The organism is Pseudomonas sp. FFPRI_1 (assembly GCF_055384485.1).
In genome coordinates this window covers 1,472,797-1,496,808 of sequence record NZ_AP029168.1, presented here as the reverse complement: position 1 = coordinate 1,496,808, position 24,012 = coordinate 1,472,797, and the positions used below count along the sequence as shown (strand labels likewise).

Sequence of the window (24,012 nt, the reverse complement as noted above, 5' to 3'; positions counted from 1 at the left end):
CGGGTCCGGAGAAGGAGGTGAAGCGGTTCGCCGGCCAGCCGGCTCCTACGGGATGCTGTAGGAGCCGGCTGGCCGGCGAAAGGTCTCAGAGGTCGCCGTAGCCCAGGGAGCGCAGGGCGCGCTCGTCGTCGGACCAGCCGCCCTTGACCTTGACCCAGAGGTTGAGCATGACCTTGGAGTCGAACAGCAGCTCCATGTCCTTGCGCGCCTCCATGCCGATACGCTTGATCCGCTCACCCTTGTCGCCAATGATGATTTTCTTCTGGCCGTCACGCTCGACGAGGATCAACGCATGGATGTGCAGGGTCTTGCCCTGCTGCTTGAACTCTTCGATTTCCACGGTGATCTGGTAAGGCAGCTCGGCACCCAGTTGGCGCATGATCTTCTCGCGCACCAGCTCTGCGGCGAGGAAGCGGCTGCTGCGGTCGGTGATCTGGTCTTCCGGGAAGAAGTGATCGTTCTCCGGCAGGTGCTTGGCGATCAGGCCTTCCAGGGCTTCCAGGTTATGCCCCTGCTGGGCCGACACCGGGACGATCTCGGCGTTGGGCAACTGCTCCTGCAACCAGGTCAGGTGCGGCATCAGCTCGGCCTTGTCCTCGATGCGGTCGGTCTTGTTGATCGCCAGGATCACCGGGCCCTGCACGTACTGCACGCGCTCCAGCACCAGCTGGTCTTCGTCGGTCCACTTGGTGCGATCGACCACGAAGATCACCACGTCGACGTCTTTCAAGGCCGCCGAAGCGGTCTTGTTCATGTAGCGGTTCAGCGCCTTCTCGTTGCTCTTGTGCATGCCCGGGGTGTCGACGTAGATCGCCTGGATGGCGCCTTCGGTCTTGATCCCGAGCATGTTGTGGCGCGTGGTCTGCGGCTTGCGCGAGGTGATCGCCAGCTTCTGGCCGAGGATGTGGTTGAGCAGCGTCGACTTGCCCACGTTGGGGCGGCCGACGATGGCGACATAGCCACAGCGTGTTGCAGTTGAATCAGTCATGGCCATTCTCCACGCCCAGGGCAATCAGTGCTGCGGCGGCCGCTACCTGTTCGGCAATACGACGGCTCACACCCTGACCTCGGCTTTTTTCATTCAATAAGGTGACTTCACATTCAACGAAGAATGTCCGGCAGTGCGGTTCGCCCTGGATATCCACCACTTCATAGCGTGGCAGTTCACAGGCGCGGGACTGGAGGAACTCCTGCAGCCGGGTCTTGGGGTCCTTGTTGGTGTCCACCAGGGTCAGGCTCTCGAACTCCGAGGTCAGCCAGGACAGGACACGGTCACGGGCAGTTTCCATGCCGGCGTCCAGGTAGATCGCACCAATCAGGGCTTCCAGGGCATCGGCGAGGATCGATTCACGACGAAAACCGCCGCTCTTCAACTCACCGGAACCCAAGCGCAGGTATTCGCCCAGGTCGAAACCACGGGCCAGTACCGCCAGTGTTTCACCTTTCACCAGGCGCGCGCGCAAACGCGACAACTGGCCTTCGCGAGCCTGGGGAAAGCGCTCGAATAGCGCCTCGCCGGCAACAAAATTGAGAATGGCATCACCGAGAAACTCCAGGCGCTCGTTGTTGCGCCCGGCAAAGCTGCGGTGAGTGAGAGCCAGGAGCATCAGTTCCTGGTCCTTGAAGGTATAACCGAGCTGACGCTCGAGACGGCTCAAAGAAACGCTCACGGTTTACCCACGCTGGTTTCGTCGCCGAAACTCGCCATCCTAGGGGCCGCGCACGGGGAGCGGGTGGCAATTAACGCTGTGTTCAAATCCACATCCTGAATATCGTTGACTGCATGCTTCTGGCGATAAGGCTGTTACGGGCTGCGCCAAGGCAGGTCCGTTTTATACAAGAGCCAGAAAAGCATTCGGCGCTGTGTTCAACAGCGCCGTGTGTGATTACTTGATCAGACCAACCCGCGAGAAATTCGGCAGGTGGCTGAGTTTCGGTTCGGGCCAGCTCATCCAGACTGCGAAGGCCTTGCCGACGATATTCTTGTCGGGAACCATGCCCAGCAGGTCCTTGGGAATACTCGGATCGTCCCAGTAGCGACTGTCGTTGGAGTTGTCGCGGTTGTCGCCCATCATGAAGTAGTGCCCGGCAGGCACCACCCAACGGCCGTCCGGAGTCGCGCGGTAGCGGCTCATTTCCTTGCGGATCAGGTGCTCGGCCTCGCCGAGTTTTTCCTTGTACAGCTCCGCGCTGCCCAGGGTGCCGGGTTCGGCCCCGACCAACTGCTCTGCCACCGGCTGACCGTTGACGAACAGGTGCTTGTCGCTGGTGTAGCGCACTTCATCCCCCGGCAGGCCCACTACACGCTTGATGTAGTTGACGTTCGGGTCGCTTGGGTAGCGGAACACCATCACATCGCCGCGCTGCGGATCACCCACCTCGATGACTTTCTTGTCGATCACCGGCAGGCGGATCCCGTAAGAAAACTTGTTCACCAGGATGAAGTCGCCCACATCCAGGGTCGGTTTCATCGAGCCCGAGGGAATCTGGAACGGTTCCACCAGGAACGAACGCAGCACCAGGACGATGAACAGCACCGGAAAGAACGACTTGCCGTATTCAACCAGCAGCGGTTCCTTGCCGAGCTTTTCGACCACCAGCCCGTCCGGCTGGCTGACGCTGCCCTGATAGTTGGCAATGGCCGTGCGCCGACGCGGTGCCAGAAACACCAGGTCGAGCAACGCCAAGAGACCGCAGACAAAGACAGCGATGACCAGCAACAGCGGGAAATTTAGTGACATAGGACCTAACTATCCAACCTGAGCACGGCAAGGAAGGCTTCTTGTGGAATTTCCACGTTGCCCACTTGCTTCATGCGTTTCTTACCGGCCTTCTGCTTTTCCAACAGCTTGCGCTTACGGCTAACGTCGCCACCGTAGCATTTGGCCAGCACGTTCTTTCTGAGGGCCTTGACGGTTGTCCGCGCCACAATCTGCCCGCCGATGGCGGCCTGGATTGCCACGTCAAACATCTGCCGAGGAATCAGTTCTTTCATCTTCTCGGTCAACGCACGCCCTTTGTAGTGGGCGTTGTCGCGGTGCACGATCAACGCCAGGGCGTCGACCTTCTCACTGTTGATCAGTACATCGAGCTTGACCAGATTAGCCGACTGGTAGCGATCGAAGTGGTAATCCAGTGAAGCATAGCCACGACTGGTGGATTTCAGGCGATCGAAGAAGTCCAGCACCACTTCGTTCATCGGCAGATCGTAGGTCACCTGGACCTGGCTGCCGAGGAACAGCATGTCGTGCTGCACACCGCGTTTCTCGATGCACAGGGTTATGACGTTGCCCAGGTGCTCTTGCGGCACAAGAATATTGGCCCGCACGATCGGCTCGCGCATGTCTTCGATGGCCGACAGATCCGGAAGCTTGGACGGGTTGTCGACGTAGATCGTTTCACCGTTCTTCAGCAGCAGCTCGAAGATTACCGTCGGCGCAGTGGTGATCAGGTCCAGGTCGTACTCGCGCTCCAGGCGCTCCTGGATGATTTCCATGTGCAGCATGCCGAGGAACCCGCAACGGAAGCCGAAGCCCAGGGCGTCGGAACTTTCCGGGGTGTACTGCAGGGACGAGTCGTTCAGGGTGAGCTTCTGCAGGGCTTCGCGGAAATCCTCGAAGTCGTCGGAGCTGACCGGGAACAGGCCGGCGTAGACCTGCGGCTGGATGCGCTTGAAGCCGGGCAGCACTTCCACGTCCGGGGTCGAGCTCAGGGTCAGGGTGTCACCTACCGGTGCCCCGTGAATGTCCTTGATGCCGGCGATGATGAAGCCCACTTCACCGGCCTTGAGGTCGGCGGTGGCGGTGTGTTTCGGGTTGAAGACGCCGACGCTGTCCACCAGGTGGACCTTGCCGGTGGATTTGACCAGGATCTTGTCGCCCTTCTTCACCCGGCCGTGGCGTACACGCACCAGGGACACAACGCCCAGGTAGTTGTCGAACCAGGAGTCGATGATCAGTGCCTGCAGCGGATCTTCGATGTTGCCGGTCGGGGCTGGAATGGTGGTCACCAGGCGCTCGAGCACCTCGTCCACGCCCAGGCCGGTCTTGGCGCTGCAGGTCACGGCGTCGGTGGCATCGATGCCGATGATCTTCTCGATCTCTTCCTTGACCCGCTCCGGATCGGCCTGGGGCAGGTCGATCTTGTTCAGCACCGGCATCACTTCCAGGCCCTGCTCGATGGCGGTGTAGCAGTTGGCAACCGACTGGGCTTCAACGCCCTGGCCGGCATCGACCACCAGCAAGGCGCCTTCACAGGCCGCCAGGGAACGGCTGACTTCATAGGTGAAGTCCACGTGGCCCGGGGTATCGATGAAGTTCAGCTGGTAGCTGATGCCGTCTTTGGCCTTGTAGTAGAGGGTGACGCTGTGGGCCTTGATGGTGATCCCGCGCTCACGCTCAAGGTCCATGGAGTCCAGGACCTGGGCTTCCATTTCGCGCTCGGCCAGGCCGCCGCACATCTGGATGAAGCGATCGGCCAGAGTCGACTTGCCATGGTCAATGTGGGCGATGATGGAGAAATTGCGGATATGACTCAAATCACTCACGGATGAACACTCAAAAAGGCTGCAGGCAGGGCCCGCCGAAAAATAGCCGGGAATTGTACCTGATACTCGGCACAAGCGTCACGCTCGCCTGTCAGCGTTTGTCAAATGCAAAAACGCCCCGGTCTGTCGACCGGGGCGCTGCCGTGAAACCCTGGCAAAGCCCCAGGATCAGCCGGCTCGACGCAGCATCCAGAAGCCGGCAATCGCACAGATTCCCGCCGGCACCAGCACCGCGAACAGCGGCGAGAAGCCGAACACCAGGCTCGAAGGGCCCAGCAGGTCCTGGGCAATGCGGAAGGTGAAGCCCACCAGTACGCCGGTAAACACCCGCTGACCGAGGGTCACCGAACGCAGCGGACCGAAAATGAAGGAAATCGCCATCAACACCAGCGCCGCAGTGACCAGCGGCTGCAGAACCTTGACCCAGAATGCCAGCCAGTAGCGGCCGTTGTTCAGGCCCTGATCGGCCAGGTAGTGGATGTAGCCCCACAGGCCACTGATGGACAGCGACTCTGGCGCCATGACTACGGTGCTCAGCAATTGCGGGCTCAATGCCACGTCCCAGCGCTCTTCAGGCACCTTGATGACTTCGGTATGACCGTCACGGAAGTAGGTGGTGGTGACGTCGGTCAGCTGCCAATAGTTCTCGTGGAAGCGCGCCTGGCGGGAGAAGCTCGACGACAGCATGTGGCGCTGGCCATCGAAGTGGTAACGGGTCACGCCATACAGCAGGCCGTTGGGCTGCACCGCGTTGATGTGGATGAACTCATCACCCTGGCGGTGCCACAGACCATGCTTGGAGCTCTGCGCATCGCCAGAACCCTGGGCCAAGGCACGACTGGCCTGGGCTTGGGTCTCGGTGGCCGGAGCCACGTATTCGCCCACCAGCACGCCCACCAGCATCAGCACCAGCATCGGCTTCATCACCGACCAGACGATACGGCCGACCGAGACACCGGCGGCACGCATGATGGTCAGCTCGCTGTTGCTGGCCAAGGTCCCGAGGCCGATCAAGCAGCCAATCAGGCCGGCCATCGGCAGCATTTCATAGACCCGACGCGGCGCGGTGAGAACCACGTAGCTGAGGACATCGATCACGGTATAGGTGTCGCTGACGTTGCCCATTTCATCGATAAAGGCAAACAGCGAGGCCAACCCGAGGATGATCCCCAGGACCGCAAGAATGGCCATGAACACACTGCTACCGATGTAGCGATCAAGCTTAACCACGAGCCATCTCCTTCATGCTGCGACGACTCGCCAATTTCAAACGCAAGGGTTCCCAGTACATCAGTCCCAGGCCGATCACCAGGAACAGCGCGTGAACCCACCACAGACCCAGAGTGGGCGAAATCTTGCCTTTCTCCAGCGCACCGCGCACGGCAATCAGGATGGTCAGGTAAGCCATATAAAGAAGGATCGCCGGAATCAGCTTGAGGAAGCGGCCCTGGCGCGGGTTGACCCGGGACAGCGGCACCGCCATCAGGGTCACGATGAACACCAGCAGCGGCAGGGACAGGCGCCATTGCAGCTCGGCACGGGCCCGCAGGTCATCCTTGCCGATCAGGTCGGCGGTGGGCATGGCGTCACGGTCGGTGACTTCGTCACTGATGTCCGGCCGCTCCAGCAATACGCCGTAGGTATCGTATTTGATCACCCGGTAGTTGGCCTCGCCCGGATTGCCGTCATAGCGATAGCCGTTCTCCAGGATCAGGTAGCGATTGCCGTCGGGGCGAATGTCCTGATGGCCCTTCTCGGCCACCAGCACCGAAATGCCCTGGTCCTTCTTCTCTTGGTTCAGGCGCTTCTCGGAGATGAACACCCCGGAAAGGTTGGCCCGATCATCAGACAGCTGCTCGGTATAGGTCACCCGAGTGCCGTCGTTCAGCGCTTGGAAGCGGCCCGCCACCAGGGTGTCGAACTCGGTCAGGGCATCCTGCTTGTTCAGCAGCAACTGGAACTGGTTGGCCCCCTGGGGCGCCAGGCTCAGGCTCAACCAGGCCACCAGCAGGGCTACCAGGGTGGCCGGGATCATGGTCAGGCCCAGCAGGCGCTGCTGGCTCATGCCAGTAGCCGACAGCACGGTCATCTCGCTTTCGAGATAGAGCCGGCCATAAGCCAGCAAGATGCCGAGGAACAGCCCCAAAGGCAGGATCAGCTGCAAGAAGCCTGGCAAACGAAAACCCATGACCAGGAACAGCGAGCCCGGATCCAGGGCTCCCGAGGCGGCTTGGGCGAGAAACTTGACGAGGCGCCCGCTCATGATGATGACCAGCAGCACCGCACTCACGGCACTCAGGGTCAACAGGACTTCGCGGGACAGATAACGAAAGACGATCAAACCAGACACTCCAGGGTTGTCAGGCTAAGGCGGCCGAACAAGCAAACGTATCGAGCCGGCCCCAGATGCAGGGCCGCCGAAAAAAGATGGCGCATTATCCTGTGATTGCGTGCGCCTGTCACGGAGGACGCTCACCCGACGCTCTAAAGCGGCGAACTTGGATGATGCGAGGGTTGTCAGCCGCAACCGGCGAGGTTCAAACTGGCGGCTTTGTCGTCGGCAGCATGCGGCGTCTTCTTCTATATAGATAAGCTCGGCGCAGGATACCTTCCTGCGCTCTTTGACCATTTATTCAGGGAACCGGACATGGAACTGGTTGTAAAAAGCGTTAGCCCGGAAACGTTGAAGACCGCCACCCTGGTGGTCGCCGTCGGCGAAGGCCGCAAGCTCGGCAACGTCGCCAAGCAGCTCGACGAACTCAGCGGCGGTGCCATCAGCGCCGTACTCAAGCGCGGCGACCTGACCGGCAAGGTCGGCCAGAGCCTGCTGCTGCACGGCCTGGCCAAGCTCAAGGCGGAGCGCGTGCTGCTGGTGGGCACCGGCAAGGATGGCGAACTGGGCGACCGTCCGTTCCGCAAGATCATCAGTGGCGTGCTCGCCACCCTCAAGGGCCTGGGCGGCAGCGACGCCGCGCTGGCTCTGGACGAAGTCGTGGTCAAGGGCCGCGACAGCTACGGCAAGACCCGCCTGCTGGCCGAAACCCTGGTGGACGGCGGCTATGTCTTCGACCACTACAAGAGCCAGAAAGCCGAACCCCGCGCCCTGAAGAAAATCACCCTGCTGACCATCAAGGCCGCCCAGGCTGAAGTCGAGCGCGCCGTGACCCACGCCCAGGCCATCGCCAATGGCATGGCCTTCACCCGCGACCTGGGCAACCAGCCGCCGAACGTCTGCCACCCGACCTACCTCGGCGAACAGGCCAAGGCCCTGGGCAAACAGTTCAAGGGGCTGAAAGTCGAAGTGCTCGACGAGAAGAAGATCAAGGAACTGGGCATGGGCTCGTTCTATGCCGTGGGCCAGGGCAGCGACCAGCCGCCACGCCTGATCGTCATGCAATACAACGGCGGCAAGAAATCCGAGAAGCCGTTCGCCCTGGTGGGCAAGGGCATCACCTTCGACACCGGCGGCATCAGCCTGAAACCGGGCGCCGGCATGGACGAGATGAAGTACGACATGGGCGGCGCCGCCAGCGTGTTCGGCACCCTGCGTGCGGTGCTCGAGCTGCAGCTGCCGATCAATCTGGTGTGCATTCTTGCCTGTGCCGAGAACATGCCCAGCGGCGGTGCATCCCGCCCGGGCGACATCGTCACCACCATGAGCGGCCAGACCGTGGAAATCCTCAACACCGACGCCGAAGGCCGCCTGGTGCTGTGCGATGCCCTGACCTACGCCGAGCGCTTCAAGCCCCAGGCGGTGATCGACATCGCCACCCTGACCGGTGCCTGCGTAGTCGCCCTGGGTGCTCACACCTCGGGCCTGCTGGGCAACAACGACGAGTTGATTGGGCAACTGCTCAGCGCCGGCCAGCAAGCCGACGACCGCGCCTGGCAACTGCCGCTGTTCGATGAATACCAGGAACAGCTGGACAGCCCGTTCGCCGACATCGCCAACATCGGTGGCCCCAAGGCCGGGACCATCACCGCAGCCTGCTTCCTGTCGCGCTTCACCAAAAACCTGAATTGGGCGCACCTGGATATCGCCGGCACTGCCTGGACCAGCGGCGGCAAGGACAAGGGCGCCACTGGCCGCCCCGTGCCCCTGCTGACCCAGTACCTGCTGGACCGCGCCAACGCCTGAAAACCATGACCGCGGAGGGCGCCGCCAGCAGGCGGCGCCCTCCAAGGCTCAGGAACCCCCATGACCAAAGTCGACTTCTATATACTTCCCAGCGCGGACCCTGCTGCGCGCCTGGACTTTGCCTGCAAGCTCACCGACAAGGCCTGGCGCATGGGCCACCGGATCTACCTGCATTGCAGTGATGCAGCGCAACGGGAAGAACTGGATGCCCGCCTGTGGCGGTTCAAGGGTGAAACCTTCGTCCCCCACGGCCCGGCGGAAAGCGAGCCCGAAGGCCTGATCGTGCTCGGCCTTGGCCAGGACTGCGGCGACCATACCGACCTGCTGGTGAACCTGGACTTGAACGTCCCCGCCTTTGCCCAGCGTTTCGCCCGGATTGCCGAGGTGGTGGTGGAAGACCCGACTATTCGTCAGGCTGCCCGCGAGAGTTTCCGCTTCTATCGCGAACAGGGCTATTCTCTGCAAGATCACCGTTTACAGCGACTCTGAGCACCCGATGGACACTCCCAACCCGCTGCAAAAGCCCGCGCACCTGCTGGACGACCTCGAGTCGATCCGCCAACTGCTCGGCGATGACAACCTGCAACCGCCGCTGCTCACCGAAACCGTGAGCAGCGAAGTGCAAATTCCCCTGCTGTTCGACATGGTGGGCAGCCAGCAACCTGCCGAAACCGCAGCCGCCCCCGCAGCGCAAGCCACACCGCAAGCGGCACCGACGCCGACTCCCGTTCAAGTGGCGGCACCAGCTCCTGCTCCTGCAGCCAAACCCGCCCCTGCCAGCAACAGCGCCGACGCTCTGCTGCACCTGGACAGCGAACTGCGCGCCGCCGCACAACTGATCATGCAAGACGTGATCGACGATTTCGCCCCGCACATCGAAACCGAAATCAAGCGCCGCCTCGACGCTCGCCTGGAACGCCTGCTCGCAGCAGCGACCAGCGGCAAACCATAAGCCACACGCAAAAGCCGGGCATGGCCATCTTGTCGCTTGCCGCTGGTGGCTTGCAGCTGCCCCCCTCCGCTATACTTCCCGGCTTTTCCTGAATAAATGCCAATAGGGTCCCGCCGCGCATGGATAAGACCTACCAGCCGCACGCCATTGAAACTTCCTGGTACCAGACCTGGGAGTCCGAGAACTACTTCGCCCCGCAAGGCGCGGGCGATTCCTACACCATCATGATCCCGCCGCCGAACGTCACCGGCAGCCTGCACATGGGCCACGGCTTCAACAACGCGATCATGGACGCCCTGATCCGTTTCCGTCGCATGCAGGGCCGCAACACCCTGTGGCAGCCAGGCACCGACCACGCCGGTATCGCCACGCAGATGCTGGTGGAGCGCCAGATCGAAGCCCAGGGCCAGAATCGTCACGATCTGGGCCGGGAAAAATTCCTTGAAAAGGTCTGGGAGTGGAAGGATCAGTCCGGTGGCAACATCAGCCGCCAGATCCGCCGCCTGGGCTCTTCCGTGGACTGGAGCCGCGAGCGCTTCACCATGGACGACGGCCTCTCGGAAGCGGTGAAGGAAGCCTTCGTACGCCTGCACGAAGACGGCCTGATCTACCGCGGCAAGCGCCTGGTGAACTGGGACACCAAGCTGCACACGGCGATTTCCGACCTCGAAGTGGAGAACCACGACGAGAAGGGCTTCCTGTGGAACCTCAAATACCCACTGGCCGACGGCGCCAAGACCGCTGAAGGCAACGACTACCTGATCGTCGCCACCACCCGTCCGGAAACCATGCTCGGCGACTCCGCCGTGGCCGTGAACCCCGAAGACGAGCGCTACAAGGCGCTGATCGGCAAGTTCGTCGAACTGCCCCTGGTGGGCCGTCGCATCCCGATCATCGCCGATGATTACTGCGACCCCGAGTTCGGCACCGGCTGCGTGAAGATCACCCCGGCCCACGACTTCAACGACTACGAAGTCGGCAAGCGTCACAACCTGCCGCTGCTCAACATCTTCGACAAGAACGCCGCCGTGTTGCCGGCCTGCCAGGTGTTCAACCTGGACGGCAGCCTGAACGAAACTGTCGATGGCAAGATCCCGGCCGAGTACGCCGGCCTGGACCGCTTCGAAGCACGCAAGCAGATCGTCGCCGCGTTCGACGCCGCCGGCCTGCTGGTGAGTGTCGACGACCACGCGCTGAAAGTGCCCAAGGGCGACCGTTCCGGCACTGTCATCGAACCGTGGCTGACCGACCAGTGGTACGTTTCCACCAAGCCCCTGGCAGAACCTGCCATCGCCGCCGTGGAAGACGGCCGCATCGCCTTCGTGCCCAAGCAGTACGAGAACATGTACTTCTCCTGGATGCGTGACATCCAGGACTGGTGCATCAGCCGCCAGCTGTGGTGGGGTCACCGGATTCCGGCCTGGTACGACGAGTCGGGCAAGGTCTATGTCGGCCGTGACGAAGCTGAAGTACGGGCCAAGCACAACCTCGGCCCGGACGTTGCCCTGCAGCAGGACAACGACGTGCTCGACACCTGGTTCAGCTCGGGCCTGTGGACTTTCTCCACCCTGGGCTGGCCGGAGCAGACCGACTTCCTCAAGACCTTCCACCCGACTGATGTGCTGGTGACCGGTTTCGACATCATTTTCTTCTGGGTCGCCCGGATGATCATGCTCACCATGCACCTGGTGAAGAACGAAGACGGCACGCCGCAAGTTCCGTTCAAGACCGTGTACGTGCACGGCCTGGTCCGCGACGGCCAGGGCCAGAAGATGTCCAAGTCCAAGGGCAACGTCCTCGACCCGCTGGACATCATCGACGGCATCGACCTCGAAACCCTGGTGCAAAAGCGCACCACCGGCCTGATGCAGCCAAAACTGCAGAAAGCCATCGAGAAGCAGACCCGTACCGAGTTCGCCGACGGCATCGCCAGCTACGGCACCGACGCCCTGCGCTTCACCTTCTGCTCCCTGGCCACCACCGGTCGCGACATCAAGTTCGACATGGGCCGCGTAGAAGGCTACCGCAACTTCTGCAACAAGATCTGGAACGCCGCGCGCTACGTGCTGGACAAGGGCGAGGACTGCGGCCAGAACGGCGAGGCCTACGAGCTGTCCCTGGCGGATCGCTGGATCATCTCGCAGCTGCAGCGCACCGAAGCCGAAGTCACCCGTCAGCTCGACCAGTTCCGCTTCGACCTGGCCGCCCAGGCCCTGTACGAGTTCATCTGGAACCAGTACTGCGACTGGTACCTGGAGCTGTCCAAGCCGGTGCTGTGGGACGAGAACTCGCCGGTTGAACGCCAGCGCGGCACCCGTCGCACCCTGGTGCGCGTGCTGGAAGTGGCGCTGCGCCTGGCCCATCCGTTCATGCCGTTCATCACCGAGGAAATCTGGCAGCGCCTGGCACCGCTGGCAGGCAGCACGGGCAAGACCATCATGCTGCAGCCTTGGCCGGTGGCCAATGAAGCACGCATCGACCAGGCCGCCGAAGACGACATCGAATGGCTCAAGGGCCTGATGCTCGGCACCCGCAACATCCGCGCGGAAATGAACATCGGCCCGGGCAAGCCCCTGGCCCTGTTCCTGAAAAACGCCAGTGCCGAAGACCAGCGCCGCCTGACCGAGAACGAAGCCCTGCTGAAGAAGCTGGCCCGCCTCGAATCCATCACCGTGCTGGGTGCCGGCGACGAAGCGCCGCTGTCCGCCACCGCCCTGGTGGGCGAGATGGAAGTGCTGGTACCGATGGCCGGGCTGATCGACAAGGGCGCCGAACTGGCACGCCTGGACAAGGAAATCCAGCGCCTGCAAGGCGAAGTGCAACGCGTGGGCGGCAAGCTGTCCAACGCCTCCTTCGTCGACAAGGCCCCAGCCGAAGTGATCGAGAAGGAACGCGCCAAGCTGGCCGAGGCCGAACAGGCCCTGGGCAAGCTGGCGGAGCAGCACGCACGAATTTCCAGCCTGTAACGGCGATTCGCGCAGTGTGAAAAAGGGAGGCCCGCATAGGCCTCCCTTTTTTATGCACCTTGTCTTATGCAGCGAGGAGGCACGCTTGCATCACTTGTCGCTCGTTGCTTGAAACTTACCGCCGCTCCTGTGGGACAATGCCCTCCACTTTGAACCACCCCGAATCGATCCCCATGACCGCCCCCAGCACACCCAAGCCGCCGCGCAAGAAGCCCAAGCCCGCCACCGCCGCCAAGGCCGCCGCACCTCGGGAGAAAGCCAGCCTGCACCCGCGCAATCGCCATCAGGGGCGCTACGACTTCCCGCAGTTGATCAAGAGCACCCCGGAACTGGGGCAGTTCGTGATCCTCAACCCCTATGGCAAGGAAAGCATCGACTTCGCCGATCCGGCCGCGGTGCGGGTGTTCAACCGCGCTTTGCTCAAGGCGTTCTACGGCATTGCCCACTGGGACATCCCGGCGGACTTCCTCTGCCCACCGGTGCCCGGTCGCGCCGACTATGTGCACTTTCTGGCCGACCTGCTGGCCAGCCACAACCAGGGGGAAATCCCTCGTGGCGCGGCCGTGCGGGTGCTGGATGTCGGGGTCGGCGCCAACTGCATCTATCCACTGATCGGCTACAGCGACTACCGCTGGCAGTTCCTCGGTTCGGACATCGACAGCACGGCCCTGGCCGCTGCCAAGGCCATTGTCCAGGCCAACGGCTTGAACAAGGCCATCGGCCTGCGCCAGCAGGGCAACCCCAAGCAGATCCTCGGCGGCCTGCTGGACAGCACCGAGCGTTTCGACCTGACGATGTGCAACCCGCCCTTCCATTCCTCTCTGGACGAAGCCACCCGCGGCAGCCAGCGCAAATGGCGGGCCCTGGGCAAGGCCGATCCCAAGCGCAAATTGCCGGTGCTGAACTTCGGCGGGCAGGCCCGGGAGCTCTGGTGCGAAGGCGGCGAGATCCGCTTTGTCAGCCAGTTGATCAGTGAAAGCGCCAGCGTCGGCCAGCAGGTACTGTGGTTCAGCACCCTGGTGTCGAAGGCCGCTAACCTGCCGGCGATCGAAAGCGCACTGAAAAAGGCCGGAGCCCTGGAAAGCCAGGTGGTGGAAATGTCCCAAGGGCAGAAGCAGAGCCGCTTCGTCGCCTGGACCTTCAAGGACAAGGCACAGCAACAAGCCTGGAGCCAGGAGCGTTGGGTCAGGAAGAATTAGGAACGCGGGGGGATTGTGCGGCGATTCACCTTGCGTGAACCGGTGTTACTCAAACCGTGCCCGGAAAGCTTCTGAGCACGGTTTCACTGCAAGTATTACTTGTTAACAGCGTCGGTCAGGCCTTTAGCCACAACCAGCTTGATAACTTTCTTGGCAGCGATTTCGATGGCAGCGCCAGTCGATGGGTTACGGCCAGTACGGGCAGGACGCTCGGTCACTTTCAGTTTGCCGATACCTGGCAGAGTGATTTCGCCGCCATTTTCCAATTGATCAGCAACGATCTGAGCCAGCTGGTCCAGGGCGTTACGCGCGGTGGTTTTCGGCGCGTCGATAGCTTCAGCGATATCAGCGATCAGTTGGTCTTTAGTAATAGCCATTGTGGTGTTCCTTCCCTATCAAATTCATTTGGATTGCAGAGTGCAGTGTCAGCCATCGAGCCAGATCTTGTGGACCTGGCACCCCGGTTACAACCACGACGGATCGGGGTTATAGATACCGAAATCAGAGTTTGGTTCGACCCGACAAATGCTGAATGCACGCTTAACGCTGAGACATCGCGTAAGACGGGGCAAAACTAGCACACAGACGGGGAAATATCCGCCTCTACCTAGCCATTTGGTCAGCTTTATTGCTCTAAATCGGTAAAAAATTGCATAAGCCTTACCGACGAGCCGTTCATCGCCCGGCAAACCGCGCCAAAACCAGCGGGTGCGGTACACTGGGCACTTTTTCGGGGAGCCCGCCCTCCCCCTTCAACCAGCCGAGAAGCCCATGCCGATCCGTCATTGCATCGTCCACCTGATCGACAAAAAACCCGACGGCAGCCCTGCAGTTCTCCACGCTCGCGATTCCGAACTGGCAGAGTCCGCAGCCATCGAGAACATGCTTGCCGACCTCAATGAAAGCTACAACGCCAAACAGGGCAAAGCCTGGGGGCTGTTCCATCCCGAGTCCGGTGCTTTTCCCTTCAGCGGCTGGCTGAAGGAGTACCTGGACGGCGGCCAGGACTTCACCGCCTTCAGCAAGATGGCGGTGGAGCACCTGCAGAAGCTGATGGAGGAATCCAACCTGTCGACCGGTGGCCACGTGCTGTTCGCCCACTACCAACAGGGCATGACCGATTACCTGGCCATCGCCCTGCTACACCACAGCGAAGGCGTGGCGGTGACCGACCAACTGGACGTGACCCCGTCCCGCCACCTGGACCTGGGCCAGTTGCACCTGGCGGCGCGGATCAACATCTCCGAGTGGCAGAACAACAAGCAGTCCAAGCAGTACATCTCCTTTATCAAGGGCAAGAACGGCAAGAAGGTCTCGGAGTATTTCCGCGACTTCATCGGCTGCCAGGAAGGCGTCGACGGTCCGGGCGAGACCCGCACCCTGCTCAAGGCTTTCAGCGACTTCGTCGAAAGCGAAGACCTGCCGGAGGACTCCGCCCGGGAAAAGACCAAGACCCTGGTGGACTATGCCAGCAGCCAGGCCAAGCTGGGCGAGCCCATGGGCCTGGAAGAGCTGTCCGAACTGATCGACGAGGACCGCCCCAAGGCGTTCTACGATCACATCCGTAACAAGGACTACGGCCTGTCGCCGGAGATCCCCGCGGACAAGCGCACCCTCAACCAGTTCCGCCGCTTCACCGGTCGCGCCGAAGGCCTGTCCATCAGCTTCGAGGCCCACCTGCTGGGTTCGAAGATCGAGTACGACGAAGAGGCCGGGACCTTGATCATCAAGGGCCTGCCGACCCAGCTGACCGACCAGCTCAAGCGCCGCAACTGATGCTCCAGGGGGTATTGAAGAAATTCCTGCTGATCCTGCTGGTGGTGGTGGTCTATCAGAACTGGGGCAAGATCGAGCGGCTGTTCAACCCGTCGGCGGTGGTCAGCCAAGAGATCCGTAGCCAGGCCCGGGTGGTGCTCTACGCCACCGACTGGTGCGGCTACTGCAAGGCCACCCGGCGCTTTCTCGATCAGAAGGGCATCCCTTTCAAGGAGTTCGATATCGAGAAAGACAGCCAGGCACGCCAGGCCTACACCGCCCTGGGCGGTGCCGGGATTCCGATCCTGGACGTGAATGGCACGCTGATTCGCACCTACGATCCCGATGCCATCATGGCTGCGCTGCAACCGCGGTAGGCGCCGGTGCCGGCGCAAGGGCCTGCAGATCGTGCATCGATCTTGAGAACGCCTTCGCTGGCAAGCCAGCTCCTACAGGATCACTGGGCCTGGATGCGGAAACCCAGCCGTGGAAAGTGCACGTGGACCACACCGGCACGTGGGTCTTCACGGCGCAGGATCAACTCTTCAGCGCCAGCGAACAGCAACTCGCCCGCCACCGGATCGACACCATAATCGGTGGCGGCAATCACCACCTGCTGGCCCGCCTTGAAGCCGTTGGGGTCGACAAACTGCTCATCCGGCAACGCCGCCGGGCTGGCGCTGCGCGCCACCTCCAGGGCCTCTTCGGCACTCATCTCGGTGAAGGAGCCATGACCGAAACCCAGAACCCGCGCCAGCCAGGCAGCAACCGCCGGGTACTCGTCCACCAGCGGCGCGGTCACCGGCGTGCCCTTGAGGAACCATAAAGGGTGAGCCAGGGCGATGTCGGCAATCGACGGTTCGCCAAACAGAAAGTCCCCGGGCTCGCGCTGCAACTGCTGCTCCAGGCGCGCCATGAGGACCGGCCATTGATGCTTGGCCACCTCCAGAGGCAGCCGGCTGGCGCTGCCGCCACTGAACAGCCCGGCACGGTCGGCCATGAACGCCTTGACCGCCTCCGGCGGTAGCTTGCCAAAGCGCACGGCGGCGGACTCAGGCTGGAACACCAGGGTTACCGCGTGCTGGAACACCACCGAATCGACCCAGGCGGCGAAGGTCGCACTGATCATTTCCTGGCCTTCGGGAAACAGCGCAGGCGAGGCTTTTTCCTGCTCCAGGCGCCGCGCGATCAAGGCCGTATCGCAATAGATATCCGCGCCAATCTGCAACACCGGGGTCTTGCGATAACCACCGGTCAGGGCGGTCAGGTCGGGCTTGGGCATCACCGGGGAAATCTTCACCGAGCGCCAGGACAGGCCCTTGAAACCCAGCAGCAAGCGGGCTTTTTCGGCAAAAGGTGAGGTGGGGTAATGGTGAAGAATCAACTCTGACATGCTGCGGCCCGCCGAAGTAGGAAGAGGACTGAGCTTAGCCTGCAATCAACCGGCGGCCTACAGATCCAGCTGATGAGAACCTATCAGTCAGATTGATGCCGCGGCGCTGGCCGCCGCCACCAGGCACTCCTTGGCGCTCTTCCTGAGCTTCTTGATCAAGCGCTCCTGGCGCAGGGCCTCGCCCTTGTCGCGGCAGGCCTCGGTATAGACCAGGGCCACCGCCGGGCTGGAGAGAAAGAAACGTGCGCCCTTGCCGCTCTGGTGCTTGGCGAAGCGTTTCACCGGGTCGTCGCTGATACCGCAGTACAGGGCGCCATTGGCCGCCCGCACCAGATACACAAACCAGGGTTTGGGGTCAGTTGCAGGTAGCACCGCTTCGGCACCGGGAGTTGAAAGAGGGCTGGTCACAAAAGGTATCGAGACATGTGGAAACGAGCCGCGATCTTATCAGAGGATGGCTTTCAGCGACCGCTCTGGAAGGCCTTGAGCCCCTTGCGCGCCTGGGCGCGAACCGCGTTTTTCAGCAGGGGCGTCCAGCCCAGCAACAGACCCTTGGTGCCCAGGGCCTGGCGGGCCCAGCGCCACATGTCGAAATGATCGTGGTGCTCGCAGATCTTGCCGTCGCGAAACACGAAGCGTGCCTGGATATCGTTGACCACGGTGTTGCCGGTCTGGCTGAACAGGTAAGTGGCAACCCAGTGCGCGCCACCGGAGCGCTCGTCGGCGCGGACCTGGTCGAAGCTCAGGGAGAAGTCCTTGGCCCGGGTGGTGAGCATGCGCCACATGTCGCCAGCATCACGACCACGCAACTCGCCAAAGGCCGGATCACTGAACCGCACATCCTCGGTGTAGCAGGCGCTCATGGCCTCGGCGTCCAGGCGCTGGAAGGCCTGGTAGAACTCGGTAATCAGGGCGCGATGGGCATCACTCATGGGTAGGCTCCGCAAGGGCAAGGGAATGCCTGCACAATAATCCGCAACCCTGCAGAACACTATCGGCATTTGCCAGGCAAATACCGCCAGTGAGCCTCATCAGATTCTCTCGCTTTGCACCTGCACATGCAGCGCGCGACCGGCACCGAGCCCGGCGATGATCGCGCCGCTGCCCAGCACGGCGAAGATCCAGCCGACGGCGTTCCAACCGCCGGTCCAGTCGTGCACCAGGCCCACCGCGAACGGCCCCATGGAGGCCAGGGTGTAGCCGATGCCCTGGGCCATGCTCGACAGGTTGGCCGCCACATGGGAGTCGCGGGAACGCAGCACGATCAGGGTCAGGGCCAGGCTGAAGGTGCCGCCCTGCCCCAGGCCCAGCAGGATCGCCCAGCCCCACAGCCCTTCGAGCGGCGCATACAGGCAGCCGAACAGGCCGCCCAGGGTCATCAGCATCACGATCACAATGGCCAGGCGCTGGTCCTTGCCTCGGGTCGCCAGCCAGGGGGCCGCCAGCGAACTGGCCAACTGCACGATCACAGAACCGGACAGCACCAGCCCGGCCTGGGTCGGGGTCAGCCCACGACCGATGAGGATCGACGGCAGCCAGCCAAACACGATGTAGGCCAGGGAAGATTGCATGCCCATGTACAAGGTCACTTGCCAGGCCAGACGATCACGCAGCAAGCCCCGCACCCGGAACGCCACATGGTGGGCACCGTGCTTCTGCCGCACTTGCGGCAGCCAGAACAGCACCGCCACCAGTGCCGGCACCACCCAGAAGCCCAATCCCATGGCCCAGCTATCGTCGAAGTGATGGCTCAAGGGCACGGTGGCACCGGCCGCCATGGCCGCCCCCAGGCACAGGGCCATGGTGTAGACCCCGGTCATGGTGCCCGCGTGCCGGGCGAAGTCGCGCTTGACGATGCCCGGCAACAGTACGCCGATCACGCCGATACTGGCGCCCGCCAGGATGCTCCCGGCGAACACCCCGAACTCGCCGAACGAGCTGCGCAGCACAATCCCCGCCGCCAGGGTCAGCAAGATCCCCAGCACCACTCGTTCGGCGCCAAAACGCCGCGCCAGCAAGGGCGCCATTGGTGCAAACAAGCCCAGGCACAGCACCGGCAAAGTGGTCAGCAGCCCCGCCTTGGCCGCCGACAGGCCAAGGTTCTGCGATACATCACTGAGCAGCGGCGCCATGCTCGACAGCGCCGGTCGCAGGTTCAGTGCCACCAGGATCAGGCCCAGCAGCAACAGCCAGGGCCGGTGCAAGGGAGGCGGTGCCTGCTGCACCTCTTCGTCATCGGCCTCGGCGTCGATCAGCAACTCTGGAGGCGACAGGGTGTTCGGGGGGGCCTGGTGGTTGGGCATAAAGGTCTCGGGTTCAGGATTCGTTGATCAACTGGCGGGAAAGGTTCTTGGCCCGCTCGGGGTCGCCCTGCTCGATGGCATCCAGCAGGTGCTGGTGAAGATCGAAGACGTCCTGGCGGCGCGGCGTGACCATCAAGGTCTGGCGCAACTGGGCGCCCACCACACTGGAGAAATAGCGGTACAGCTGACTGAGGGTCGGATTGTGCGCGGCATCCACCAGGCCCTGATGAAACACCAGGTCGCAGGCGATGTAGCTTTCCAGATCACCATGAAAATGCCCGTCGCTGGCCTGCAAGGCTTCGTTCAGGGCGCGCAGGTCCTCGTCGGTACGACGCAGGGCCGCAAGGCCCACCGCCTCCACTTCAAGGATCTGCCGGGTTTCCCGGGCCTGCTCCAGGGAGCATTGGGACAGGGCCTGGAGCATGTCCAGGGGGTCGGCCACGGCCCGCAGGTAGCTGCCGTCGCCCTGGCGGATTTCGATCAGCCCGGAGAACGCCAGCACCCGCATGGCTTCACGCACGGTATTGCGGCTGATGCCCAGCTCACTGGCCAGCTCCGGTTCGGTAGGCAGGCGCTGGCCAACGCTCCAGGCGCCATTGGTGATGCGCAAGCGCAGCTGTTCCAGGGCCTGGTCAACCAGGGAACGTTTGATCAGGGGGGAAATTTCGCTCATTGAACTCACTCTTTCATCCAATCATCGGACGAATTGCCCGACATGGTATTCAGGCTTTTCCGAGAGTTCAACGTTTTAGGCTGGAGGAGGCACTTTCGCCATGTCAAACAGGCCTTGACAAAAAACCCTTTAAGGGTAATTTCAATCAGGCATTAAAGGTGCTTCATGGAAAAGAAAACACCTCATCACGACCTCTCGCTGATCAATGCGCAGGTGGTTCGGCAGGGGGCACAAGCCTTCACGCGAAGCGCGTTGCTCTGCGGCAAAGAACTCGGATTGTCCTTGGCCGCCATGCAACGAGTGATAGCCGGACTCCAGGGCAGCATGTTCTACAAATCGATGACCACCTATTGCGATCACCGGCTGTGGCAGGACGTGTATTACACCGGCATCGACAACCGGACGCTCTACATCAGGATCACCCATCGCCCCGGCATAGGGCCTCCCGTGATCTCCTTCAAGGAGGCAGAGACATGAAACGACAACAGTGCTACAGCTGCGGCGCCCCGACCGGCATGCTGGCGTTCGAGCAGCGCAGCGAGCTCATCGACTACCGGCACCTGTTGCGTCACCTCCATGGCCTGGCCGGTTGGCAATGCCAGGCATGCGGTGAGATCGAATTCGACGCCGCCAGCGCAGAACGCTACGCCGCCGCGGGCGATCAATTGCTGGAGGATTACCGGCAGATCGTCGCCGCAGACATGAAACGCATCCGCCGCAAGCTGCAGCTCTCCCAGAAAGAAGCGGTCAGGCTGCTGTCGGGCGGTGGACACAATGCCTTTTCCCGCTATGAGCGTGGCGAAGTCAGTGCCCCCCAGCCCTTGTACATGCTGATGCGTCTGCTGGACCGCCACCCGCAGTTGATGAAGGACGTACTGGATCTCAGCGCCCCGCAACTGGCGCCCTCTGCCTCCAGCGACCTACCCGAAGCACAGCGCGGCGCGGCCGGCAGTTGAACGCCGGGCAAAAATAAACCCGGAGCCAGTCCGGGTTTATCTTCAGCGCGGACCCTGCAGCAGGATCAATGCAGGATCTGGCTCAGGAACAGCTTGGTGCGATCATTCTGCGGGTTGTCGAAGAAGTCGTTGGGGGCTGCCTGCTCGACGATCTCGCCCTTGTCCATGAAGATCACCCGGTTGGCCACGGTGCGGGCAAAGCCCATTTCGTGGGTCACGCAGAGCATGGTCATGCCGTCTTCGGCCAGGCCGATCATGGTGTCCAGCACCTCCTTGACCATTTCCGGGTCCAGGGCCGAGGTGGGTTCGTCGAACAGCATGATCTTGGGCTTCATGCACAGTGCCCGGGCAATCGCCACCCGCTGCTGCTGGCCACCGGAGAGCTGGCCCGGGTACTTGTTGGCCTGCTCGGGAATCCGCACCCGCTCCAGGTAATGCATGGCGATTTCCTCGGCCTTGCGCTTGGGCATCTTGCGCACCCACATCGGCGCCAGGGTGCAGTTCTGCAGGATGGTCAGGTGCGGGAACAGGTTGAAGTGCTGGAACACCATGCCCACTTCCCGGCGGATGGCCTCGATCTGCTTGAGGTCGTTGGTCAGTTCCACGCCATCCACCACGATGCGCCCCTGCTGGTGTTCTTCCAGGCGGTTGAGGCAGCGGATGGTGGTCGACTTGCCCGAACCCGAAGGCCCGCACAGGACAATGCGCTCGCCCTGGCGAACGTTGAGGTTGATGTCCTTCAGCACGTGGAACTGGCCGTACCACTTGTTCACACCCTGCATCTGAATAATGCCTTCAGGGCCCACAGGCTTTTTGCTCGCTTCACTCATGGAGGTACTCCTAACGCTTGTGGCCTGTGTCCAACTTACGCTCCAGGTGCATGGAGTAGCGGGACATACCAAAACAGAAAATCCAGAACACCAGGGCCGCGAAGACATAGCCTTCGGTGGCCATGCCCAGCCATTTGGGGTCGGCGGCGGCTTGCTTGACGCTGTTGAGCAGGTCGAACAGGCCGATGATGATCACCAGGCTGGTGTCCTTGAACAGGGCGATGAAGGTATTGACGATGCCGGGAATCACCAGCTTCAGGGCTTGGGGCAAAATCACCAGGCCCATGGCCCGCCAGTAACCCAGGCCCATGGCCGCGGCGGCTTCGTACTGGCCCTTGGGAATGGCTTGCAGGCCGCCGCGCACCACCTCGGCCACATAGGCCGACTGGAACAGGATCACCCCGATCAGCGCCCGCAGCAGCTTGTCGAAGTTCATGCCTTCGGGCAGGAACAACGGCAGCATCACCGACGACATGAACAGCACCGTGATCAGCGGCACGCCGCGCCAGAACTCGATGAAGGTCACGCAGACCACGCGAATCGCCGGCAGGTTGGAACGCCGCCCCAATGCCAGCAGGATGCCCAGAGGCAAGGCTCCGGCAATGCCCACGGTGGCGATCACCAGGGTCAGCATCAGCCCGCCCCACTGGCTGGTGGCGATGGTGCTCAGGCCCAGGTAGCCACCGTGCAGCAGGGTGTAGGCCACCACCGGGTACCACACCAGGAAACACAGGCCGTAGATCGCCTTGCGGGCAAAGCGCGAGATGAACAACGGCGCCACGCCGATCACCGCCAGCCACACGGTCAAGTCCACCCGCCAGCGCAGTTCCACCGGGTAGTAGCCATACATGAACTGGCCGAAACGCTGCTGGATGAACACCCAGCAGGCACCGTCCTTGGTGCAGTCGGCACGGCTGCTGCCGACCCAGTTGGCGTCGAGGATCGCCCAATGCAGGAGCGGCGGCACCACCAGGTAGATCAGGTAGAAGGCGAACAGGGTCAACAGGGTGTTGAGCCAGTTGGAGAACAGGTTGGCGCGTATCCACGCCAGGACGCCGATACTGCTGCTGGGCGGCGGCATATCGGGCTTGAAAGTATGAGTCGTCATGGGCGCTTCCTCACCGCTCGATCAGCGCAATGCGCTTGTTGTACCAGTTCATCAGCAGGGAAATGCTGATGCTGATCGCCAGGTACACGCTCATGGTGATGGCAATGACCTCGATCGCCTGGCCGGTCTGGTTGAGCACCGTGCCGGCGAACAGCGAGACCATTTCCGGGTAGCCGATACCGGCCGCCAGGGACGAGTTCTTCGCCAGGTTCAGGTACTGGCTGGTCAACGGCGGAATGATCACCCGCAGGGCCTGGGGGATGATCACCTTGCGCAGGGTCGGACCGTTGCGCAGCCCCAGGGAGCGGGCCGCCTCGGTCTGGCCGTGACTCACCGACTTGATCCCCGAACGCACGATCTCGGCGATGAACGCCGCGGTGTAGACGGTCAGGGCCAGGGTCAGGGCCAGGAGTTCAGGAATCAGCACCCAGCCGCCGACGAAGTTGAAGCCTTGCAGCTTCGGCAACTCCCAGTGCACCGGCGAGCCGAAGGCCAGCGTGCACAGCGCCGGAATCACCAGCAGCAATGCCAGGCCGGTCCAGAACTTGTGGAACGGCACGCCGGTGGCTTCAAAGCGCTTGTTGGCCCAGCGGCACATCAGCACGATGGCGACGATGGCCAGCGCCACACTCGCGACGAAGGCCCAGAACCCCGGCGCCATCTGCGCCGCCGGCATGTTCAGGCCACGACTGCTGACGAAGAAGGTATCGCCGAAGTTGTGACTGTTACGCGGCCCCGGCATGGTCAGGAACACCGCGAAGTACCAGAACAGGATCTGCAGCAGCGGCGGGATGTTGCGGAACACCTCCACATACACCGTGGCCAGCTTGCTGATGATCCAGTTCGGCGACAGCCGCGCCACCCCGATGATGAACCCCAGCAAGGTCGCCAGGATCACCCCGATAAAGGTCACCAGCAAAGTGTTGAGCAGGCCGATGACGAAGACCCGGGCATAACTGTCCGCTTCGGTGTAGGCAATCAGGTGTTGAGCGATGCCGAAACCGGCGCTGCGCTCAAGAAAGTCGAAACCCGAGGTGATACCCCGGTGCTGGAGATTGGTTTGGGTGTTGTCGAACAGAAACCAGCCCAGCGAAACCACCGCCACCAGGGTGATGATCTGGAATAACCAGGCGCGCACACGGGGATCGCTGAGGCTAAGCCTCTGCTTGGGTGCGCCGATTGTATTTTGCATG

Annotated in this window: 24 protein-coding genes; 9 read left to right on the top strand and 15 right to left on the bottom strand. The window is 62.2% G+C overall.

The genetic code is table 11. From position 1 onward, the window contains the following. Positions 1-85 precede the first annotated feature (85 nt). The 6 genes from era to lptF all read right to left on the bottom strand — a co-directional run bounded on the left by era (position 86) and on the right by lptF (position 6,887). Positions 86-988 carry a GTPase Era gene (era, locus tag ACZ5BO_RS06715; protein WP_019094760.1) on the bottom strand — a complete coding sequence of 301 codons (903 nt, stop codon included), beginning with the start codon at positions 986-988 and terminating at the stop codon, positions 86-88. Further along, entirely contained in the window at positions 981-1,670 is a 690-nt protein-coding gene (gene rnc / locus ACZ5BO_RS06710) for a ribonuclease III (RefSeq protein ID WP_464698866.1), read from the bottom strand. Before rnc ends, era begins: the two co-directional genes overlap by 8 nt. A 216-nt stretch (positions 1,671-1,886) precedes the next feature. Further along, positions 1,887-2,741 carry a signal peptidase I gene (lepB, locus tag ACZ5BO_RS06705; RefSeq protein ID WP_025127535.1) on the bottom strand — a complete coding sequence of 285 codons (855 nt, stop codon included), beginning with the start codon at positions 2,739-2,741 and terminating at the stop codon, positions 1,887-1,889. Between the two features lie 5 nt (positions 2,742-2,746). Continuing rightward, positions 2,747-4,546 carry a translation elongation factor 4 gene (lepA, locus tag ACZ5BO_RS06700; protein ID WP_025127534.1) on the bottom strand — a complete coding sequence of 600 codons (1,800 nt, stop codon included), beginning with the start codon at positions 4,544-4,546 and terminating at the stop codon, positions 2,747-2,749. A gap of 168 nt (positions 4,547-4,714) precedes the next feature. Further along, a complete protein-coding gene (gene lptG / locus ACZ5BO_RS06695) occupies positions 4,715-5,776 on the bottom strand; it encodes an LPS export ABC transporter permease LptG (RefSeq protein WP_025127533.1) in 1,062 nt (353 codons plus the stop codon). Further along, positions 5,769-6,887 carry an LPS export ABC transporter permease LptF gene (gene lptF / locus ACZ5BO_RS06690; RefSeq protein ID WP_025127532.1) on the bottom strand — a complete coding sequence of 373 codons (1,119 nt, stop codon included), beginning with the start codon at positions 6,885-6,887 and terminating at the stop codon, positions 5,769-5,771. The genes lptG and lptF overlap by 8 nt, the downstream gene beginning before the upstream one ends. Before the next feature lie 306 nt (positions 6,888-7,193). Here lptF and ACZ5BO_RS06685 point away from each other — a divergent pair, with 306 nt between their 5' ends. The 5 genes from ACZ5BO_RS06685 (at position 7,194) to rlmF (ending at position 13,801) form a co-directional block, all read left to right on the top strand. Continuing rightward, on the top strand, positions 7,194-8,684 hold the full coding sequence (locus tag ACZ5BO_RS06685; protein WP_464698863.1) for a leucyl aminopeptidase: 1,491 nt from the start codon (positions 7,194-7,196) through the stop codon (positions 8,682-8,684). A gap of 60 nt (positions 8,685-8,744) precedes the next feature. Beyond that, positions 8,745-9,173: a DNA polymerase III subunit chi gene (locus ACZ5BO_RS06680; protein ID WP_025127530.1), complete on the top strand. Its 429-nt coding sequence runs from the start codon at positions 8,745-8,747 to the stop codon at positions 9,171-9,173. 7 nt (positions 9,174-9,180) lie between these two features. Then, entirely contained in the window at positions 9,181-9,636 is a 456-nt protein-coding gene (locus tag ACZ5BO_RS06675) for a hypothetical protein (RefSeq protein WP_025127529.1), read from the top strand. A gap of 119 nt (positions 9,637-9,755) precedes the next feature. Next, positions 9,756-12,602 (top strand): valine--tRNA ligase, encoded by a 2,847-nt coding sequence (locus tag ACZ5BO_RS06670; RefSeq protein WP_464698860.1) that lies wholly within the window; start codon positions 9,756-9,758, stop codon positions 12,600-12,602. Between the two features lie 173 nt (positions 12,603-12,775). After that, complete coding sequence (gene rlmF / locus ACZ5BO_RS06665) at positions 12,776-13,801, top strand: 23S rRNA (adenine(1618)-N(6))-methyltransferase RlmF (RefSeq protein WP_464701196.1); 1,026 nt, start codon at positions 12,776-12,778, stop codon at positions 13,799-13,801. A gap of 95 nt (positions 13,802-13,896) precedes the next feature. On the opposite strand, the gene ACZ5BO_RS06660 is transcribed toward rlmF, so the two are convergent. Next, a complete protein-coding gene (locus ACZ5BO_RS06660) occupies positions 13,897-14,178 on the bottom strand; it encodes an HU family DNA-binding protein (RefSeq protein ID WP_003440137.1) in 282 nt (93 codons plus the stop codon). A 394-nt stretch (positions 14,179-14,572) separates the two neighbouring features. Between ACZ5BO_RS06660 and yejK the strand changes: the two genes are divergently transcribed. Then, positions 14,573-15,577, top strand: a complete 1,005-nt coding sequence (gene yejK, locus ACZ5BO_RS06655; RefSeq protein ID WP_464698856.1) for a nucleoid-associated protein YejK — start codon at positions 14,573-14,575, stop codon at positions 15,575-15,577. Beyond that, positions 15,577-15,933 (top strand): glutaredoxin family protein, encoded by a 357-nt coding sequence (locus ACZ5BO_RS06650; protein ID WP_025131599.1) that lies wholly within the window; start codon positions 15,577-15,579, stop codon positions 15,931-15,933. The genes yejK and ACZ5BO_RS06650 overlap by 1 nt, the downstream gene beginning before the upstream one ends. An 80-nt stretch (positions 15,934-16,013) precedes the next feature. Here ACZ5BO_RS06650 and ACZ5BO_RS06645 read toward each other — a convergent pair whose 3' ends face one another. The 5 genes from ACZ5BO_RS06645 to ACZ5BO_RS06625 form a co-directional block, all read right to left on the bottom strand. Beyond that, the gene (locus tag ACZ5BO_RS06645) at positions 16,014-16,949 is read right to left on the bottom strand and encodes a glutathione S-transferase family protein (RefSeq protein WP_025131600.1); all 936 of its coding nucleotides are present in this window, start codon (positions 16,947-16,949) and stop codon (positions 16,014-16,016) included. Between the two features lie 87 nt (positions 16,950-17,036). Further along, the gene (locus ACZ5BO_RS06640; RefSeq protein WP_025131601.1) at positions 17,037-17,357 is read right to left on the bottom strand and encodes a GIY-YIG nuclease family protein; all 321 of its coding nucleotides are present in this window, start codon (positions 17,355-17,357) and stop codon (positions 17,037-17,039) included. Between the two features lie 53 nt (positions 17,358-17,410). Next, complete coding sequence (locus ACZ5BO_RS06635) at positions 17,411-17,881, bottom strand: nuclear transport factor 2 family protein (RefSeq protein WP_025131602.1); 471 nt, start codon at positions 17,879-17,881, stop codon at positions 17,411-17,413. Between the two features lie 99 nt (positions 17,882-17,980). After that, a complete protein-coding gene (locus ACZ5BO_RS06630; RefSeq protein WP_025131603.1) occupies positions 17,981-19,252 on the bottom strand; it encodes a CynX/NimT family MFS transporter in 1,272 nt (423 codons plus the stop codon). 13 nt (positions 19,253-19,265) lie between these two features. Further along, positions 19,266-19,925, bottom strand: a complete 660-nt coding sequence (locus ACZ5BO_RS06625; protein ID WP_025131604.1) for a FadR/GntR family transcriptional regulator — start codon at positions 19,923-19,925, stop codon at positions 19,266-19,268. A gap of 165 nt (positions 19,926-20,090) precedes the next feature. Here ACZ5BO_RS06625 and ACZ5BO_RS06620 point away from each other — a divergent pair, with 165 nt between their 5' ends. Then, a complete protein-coding gene (locus ACZ5BO_RS06620; protein ID WP_464698852.1) occupies positions 20,091-20,402 on the top strand; it encodes a type II toxin-antitoxin system MqsR family toxin in 312 nt (103 codons plus the stop codon). Next, positions 20,399-20,881: a type II toxin-antitoxin system MqsA family antitoxin gene (locus ACZ5BO_RS06615; protein ID WP_464698850.1), complete on the top strand. Its 483-nt coding sequence runs from the start codon at positions 20,399-20,401 to the stop codon at positions 20,879-20,881. The genes ACZ5BO_RS06620 and ACZ5BO_RS06615 overlap by 4 nt, the downstream gene beginning before the upstream one ends. A 65-nt stretch (positions 20,882-20,946) precedes the next feature. On the opposite strand, the gene ACZ5BO_RS06610 is transcribed toward ACZ5BO_RS06615, so the two are convergent. From ACZ5BO_RS06610 to ACZ5BO_RS06600, 3 genes are read right to left on the bottom strand one after another with little or no spacing between them, the layout of a single operon-like run. Beyond that, positions 20,947-21,711, bottom strand: coding sequence for an amino acid ABC transporter ATP-binding protein (locus ACZ5BO_RS06610; RefSeq protein WP_041116093.1), 765 nt, complete (start codon positions 21,709-21,711; stop codon positions 20,947-20,949). Positions 21,712-21,721: 10 nt separating this feature from the next. After that, positions 21,722-22,819 carry an amino acid ABC transporter permease gene (locus ACZ5BO_RS06605; RefSeq protein WP_025131606.1) on the bottom strand — a complete coding sequence of 366 codons (1,098 nt, stop codon included), beginning with the start codon at positions 22,817-22,819 and terminating at the stop codon, positions 21,722-21,724. A gap of 10 nt (positions 22,820-22,829) precedes the next feature. After that, positions 22,830-24,011: an amino acid ABC transporter permease gene (locus tag ACZ5BO_RS06600; RefSeq protein ID WP_025131607.1), complete on the bottom strand. Its 1,182-nt coding sequence runs from the start codon at positions 24,009-24,011 to the stop codon at positions 22,830-22,832. Position 24,012: the final 1 nt, after the last annotated feature.

What these genes read in the sequence shown, in the direction of transcription:
- era (WP_019094760.1), bottom strand. Translation starts at nt 988, where the DNA reads ATGACTGATTCAACTGCAACACGCTGTGGCTATGTCGCCATCGTCGGC.
- lepB (WP_025127535.1), bottom strand. Translation starts at nt 2,741, where the DNA reads ATGTCACTAAATTTCCCGCTGTTGCTGGTCATCGCTGTCTTTGTCTGC.
- ACZ5BO_RS06685 (WP_464698863.1), top strand. Translation starts at nt 7,194, where the DNA reads ATGGAACTGGTTGTAAAAAGCGTTAGCCCGGAAACGTTGAAGACCGCC.
- ACZ5BO_RS06680 (WP_025127530.1), top strand. Translation starts at nt 8,745, where the DNA reads ATGACCAAAGTCGACTTCTATATACTTCCCAGCGCGGACCCTGCTGCG.
- ACZ5BO_RS06675 (WP_025127529.1), top strand. Translation starts at nt 9,181, where the DNA reads ATGGACACTCCCAACCCGCTGCAAAAGCCCGCGCACCTGCTGGACGAC.
- ACZ5BO_RS06670 (WP_464698860.1), top strand. Translation starts at nt 9,756, where the DNA reads ATGGATAAGACCTACCAGCCGCACGCCATTGAAACTTCCTGGTACCAG.
- rlmF (WP_464701196.1), top strand. Translation starts at nt 12,776, where the DNA reads ATGACCGCCCCCAGCACACCCAAGCCGCCGCGCAAGAAGCCCAAGCCC.
- ACZ5BO_RS06660 (WP_003440137.1), bottom strand. Translation starts at nt 14,178, where the DNA reads ATGGCTATTACTAAAGACCAACTGATCGCTGATATCGCTGAAGCTATC.
- yejK (WP_464698856.1), top strand. Translation starts at nt 14,573, where the DNA reads ATGCCGATCCGTCATTGCATCGTCCACCTGATCGACAAAAAACCCGAC.
- ACZ5BO_RS06650 (WP_025131599.1), top strand. Translation starts at nt 15,577, where the DNA reads ATGCTCCAGGGGGTATTGAAGAAATTCCTGCTGATCCTGCTGGTGGTG.
- ACZ5BO_RS06645 (WP_025131600.1), bottom strand. Translation starts at nt 16,949, where the DNA reads ATGTCAGAGTTGATTCTTCACCATTACCCCACCTCACCTTTTGCCGAA.
- ACZ5BO_RS06635 (WP_025131602.1), bottom strand. Translation starts at nt 17,881, where the DNA reads ATGAGTGATGCCCATCGCGCCCTGATTACCGAGTTCTACCAGGCCTTC.
- ACZ5BO_RS06630 (WP_025131603.1), bottom strand. Translation starts at nt 19,252, where the DNA reads ATGCCCAACCACCAGGCCCCCCCGAACACCCTGTCGCCTCCAGAGTTG.
- ACZ5BO_RS06625 (WP_025131604.1), bottom strand. Translation starts at nt 19,925, where the DNA reads ATGAGCGAAATTTCCCCCCTGATCAAACGTTCCCTGGTTGACCAGGCC.
- ACZ5BO_RS06620 (WP_464698852.1), top strand. Translation starts at nt 20,091, where the DNA reads ATGGAAAAGAAAACACCTCATCACGACCTCTCGCTGATCAATGCGCAG.
- ACZ5BO_RS06615 (WP_464698850.1), top strand. Translation starts at nt 20,399, where the DNA reads ATGAAACGACAACAGTGCTACAGCTGCGGCGCCCCGACCGGCATGCTG.
- ACZ5BO_RS06610 (WP_041116093.1), bottom strand. Translation starts at nt 21,711, where the DNA reads ATGAGTGAAGCGAGCAAAAAGCCTGTGGGCCCTGAAGGCATTATTCAG.
- ACZ5BO_RS06605 (WP_025131606.1), bottom strand. Translation starts at nt 22,819, where the DNA reads ATGACGACTCATACTTTCAAGCCCGATATGCCGCCGCCCAGCAGCAGT.
- ACZ5BO_RS06600 (WP_025131607.1), bottom strand. Translation starts at nt 24,011, where the DNA reads ATGCAAAATACAATCGGCGCACCCAAGCAGAGGCTTAGCCTCAGCGAT.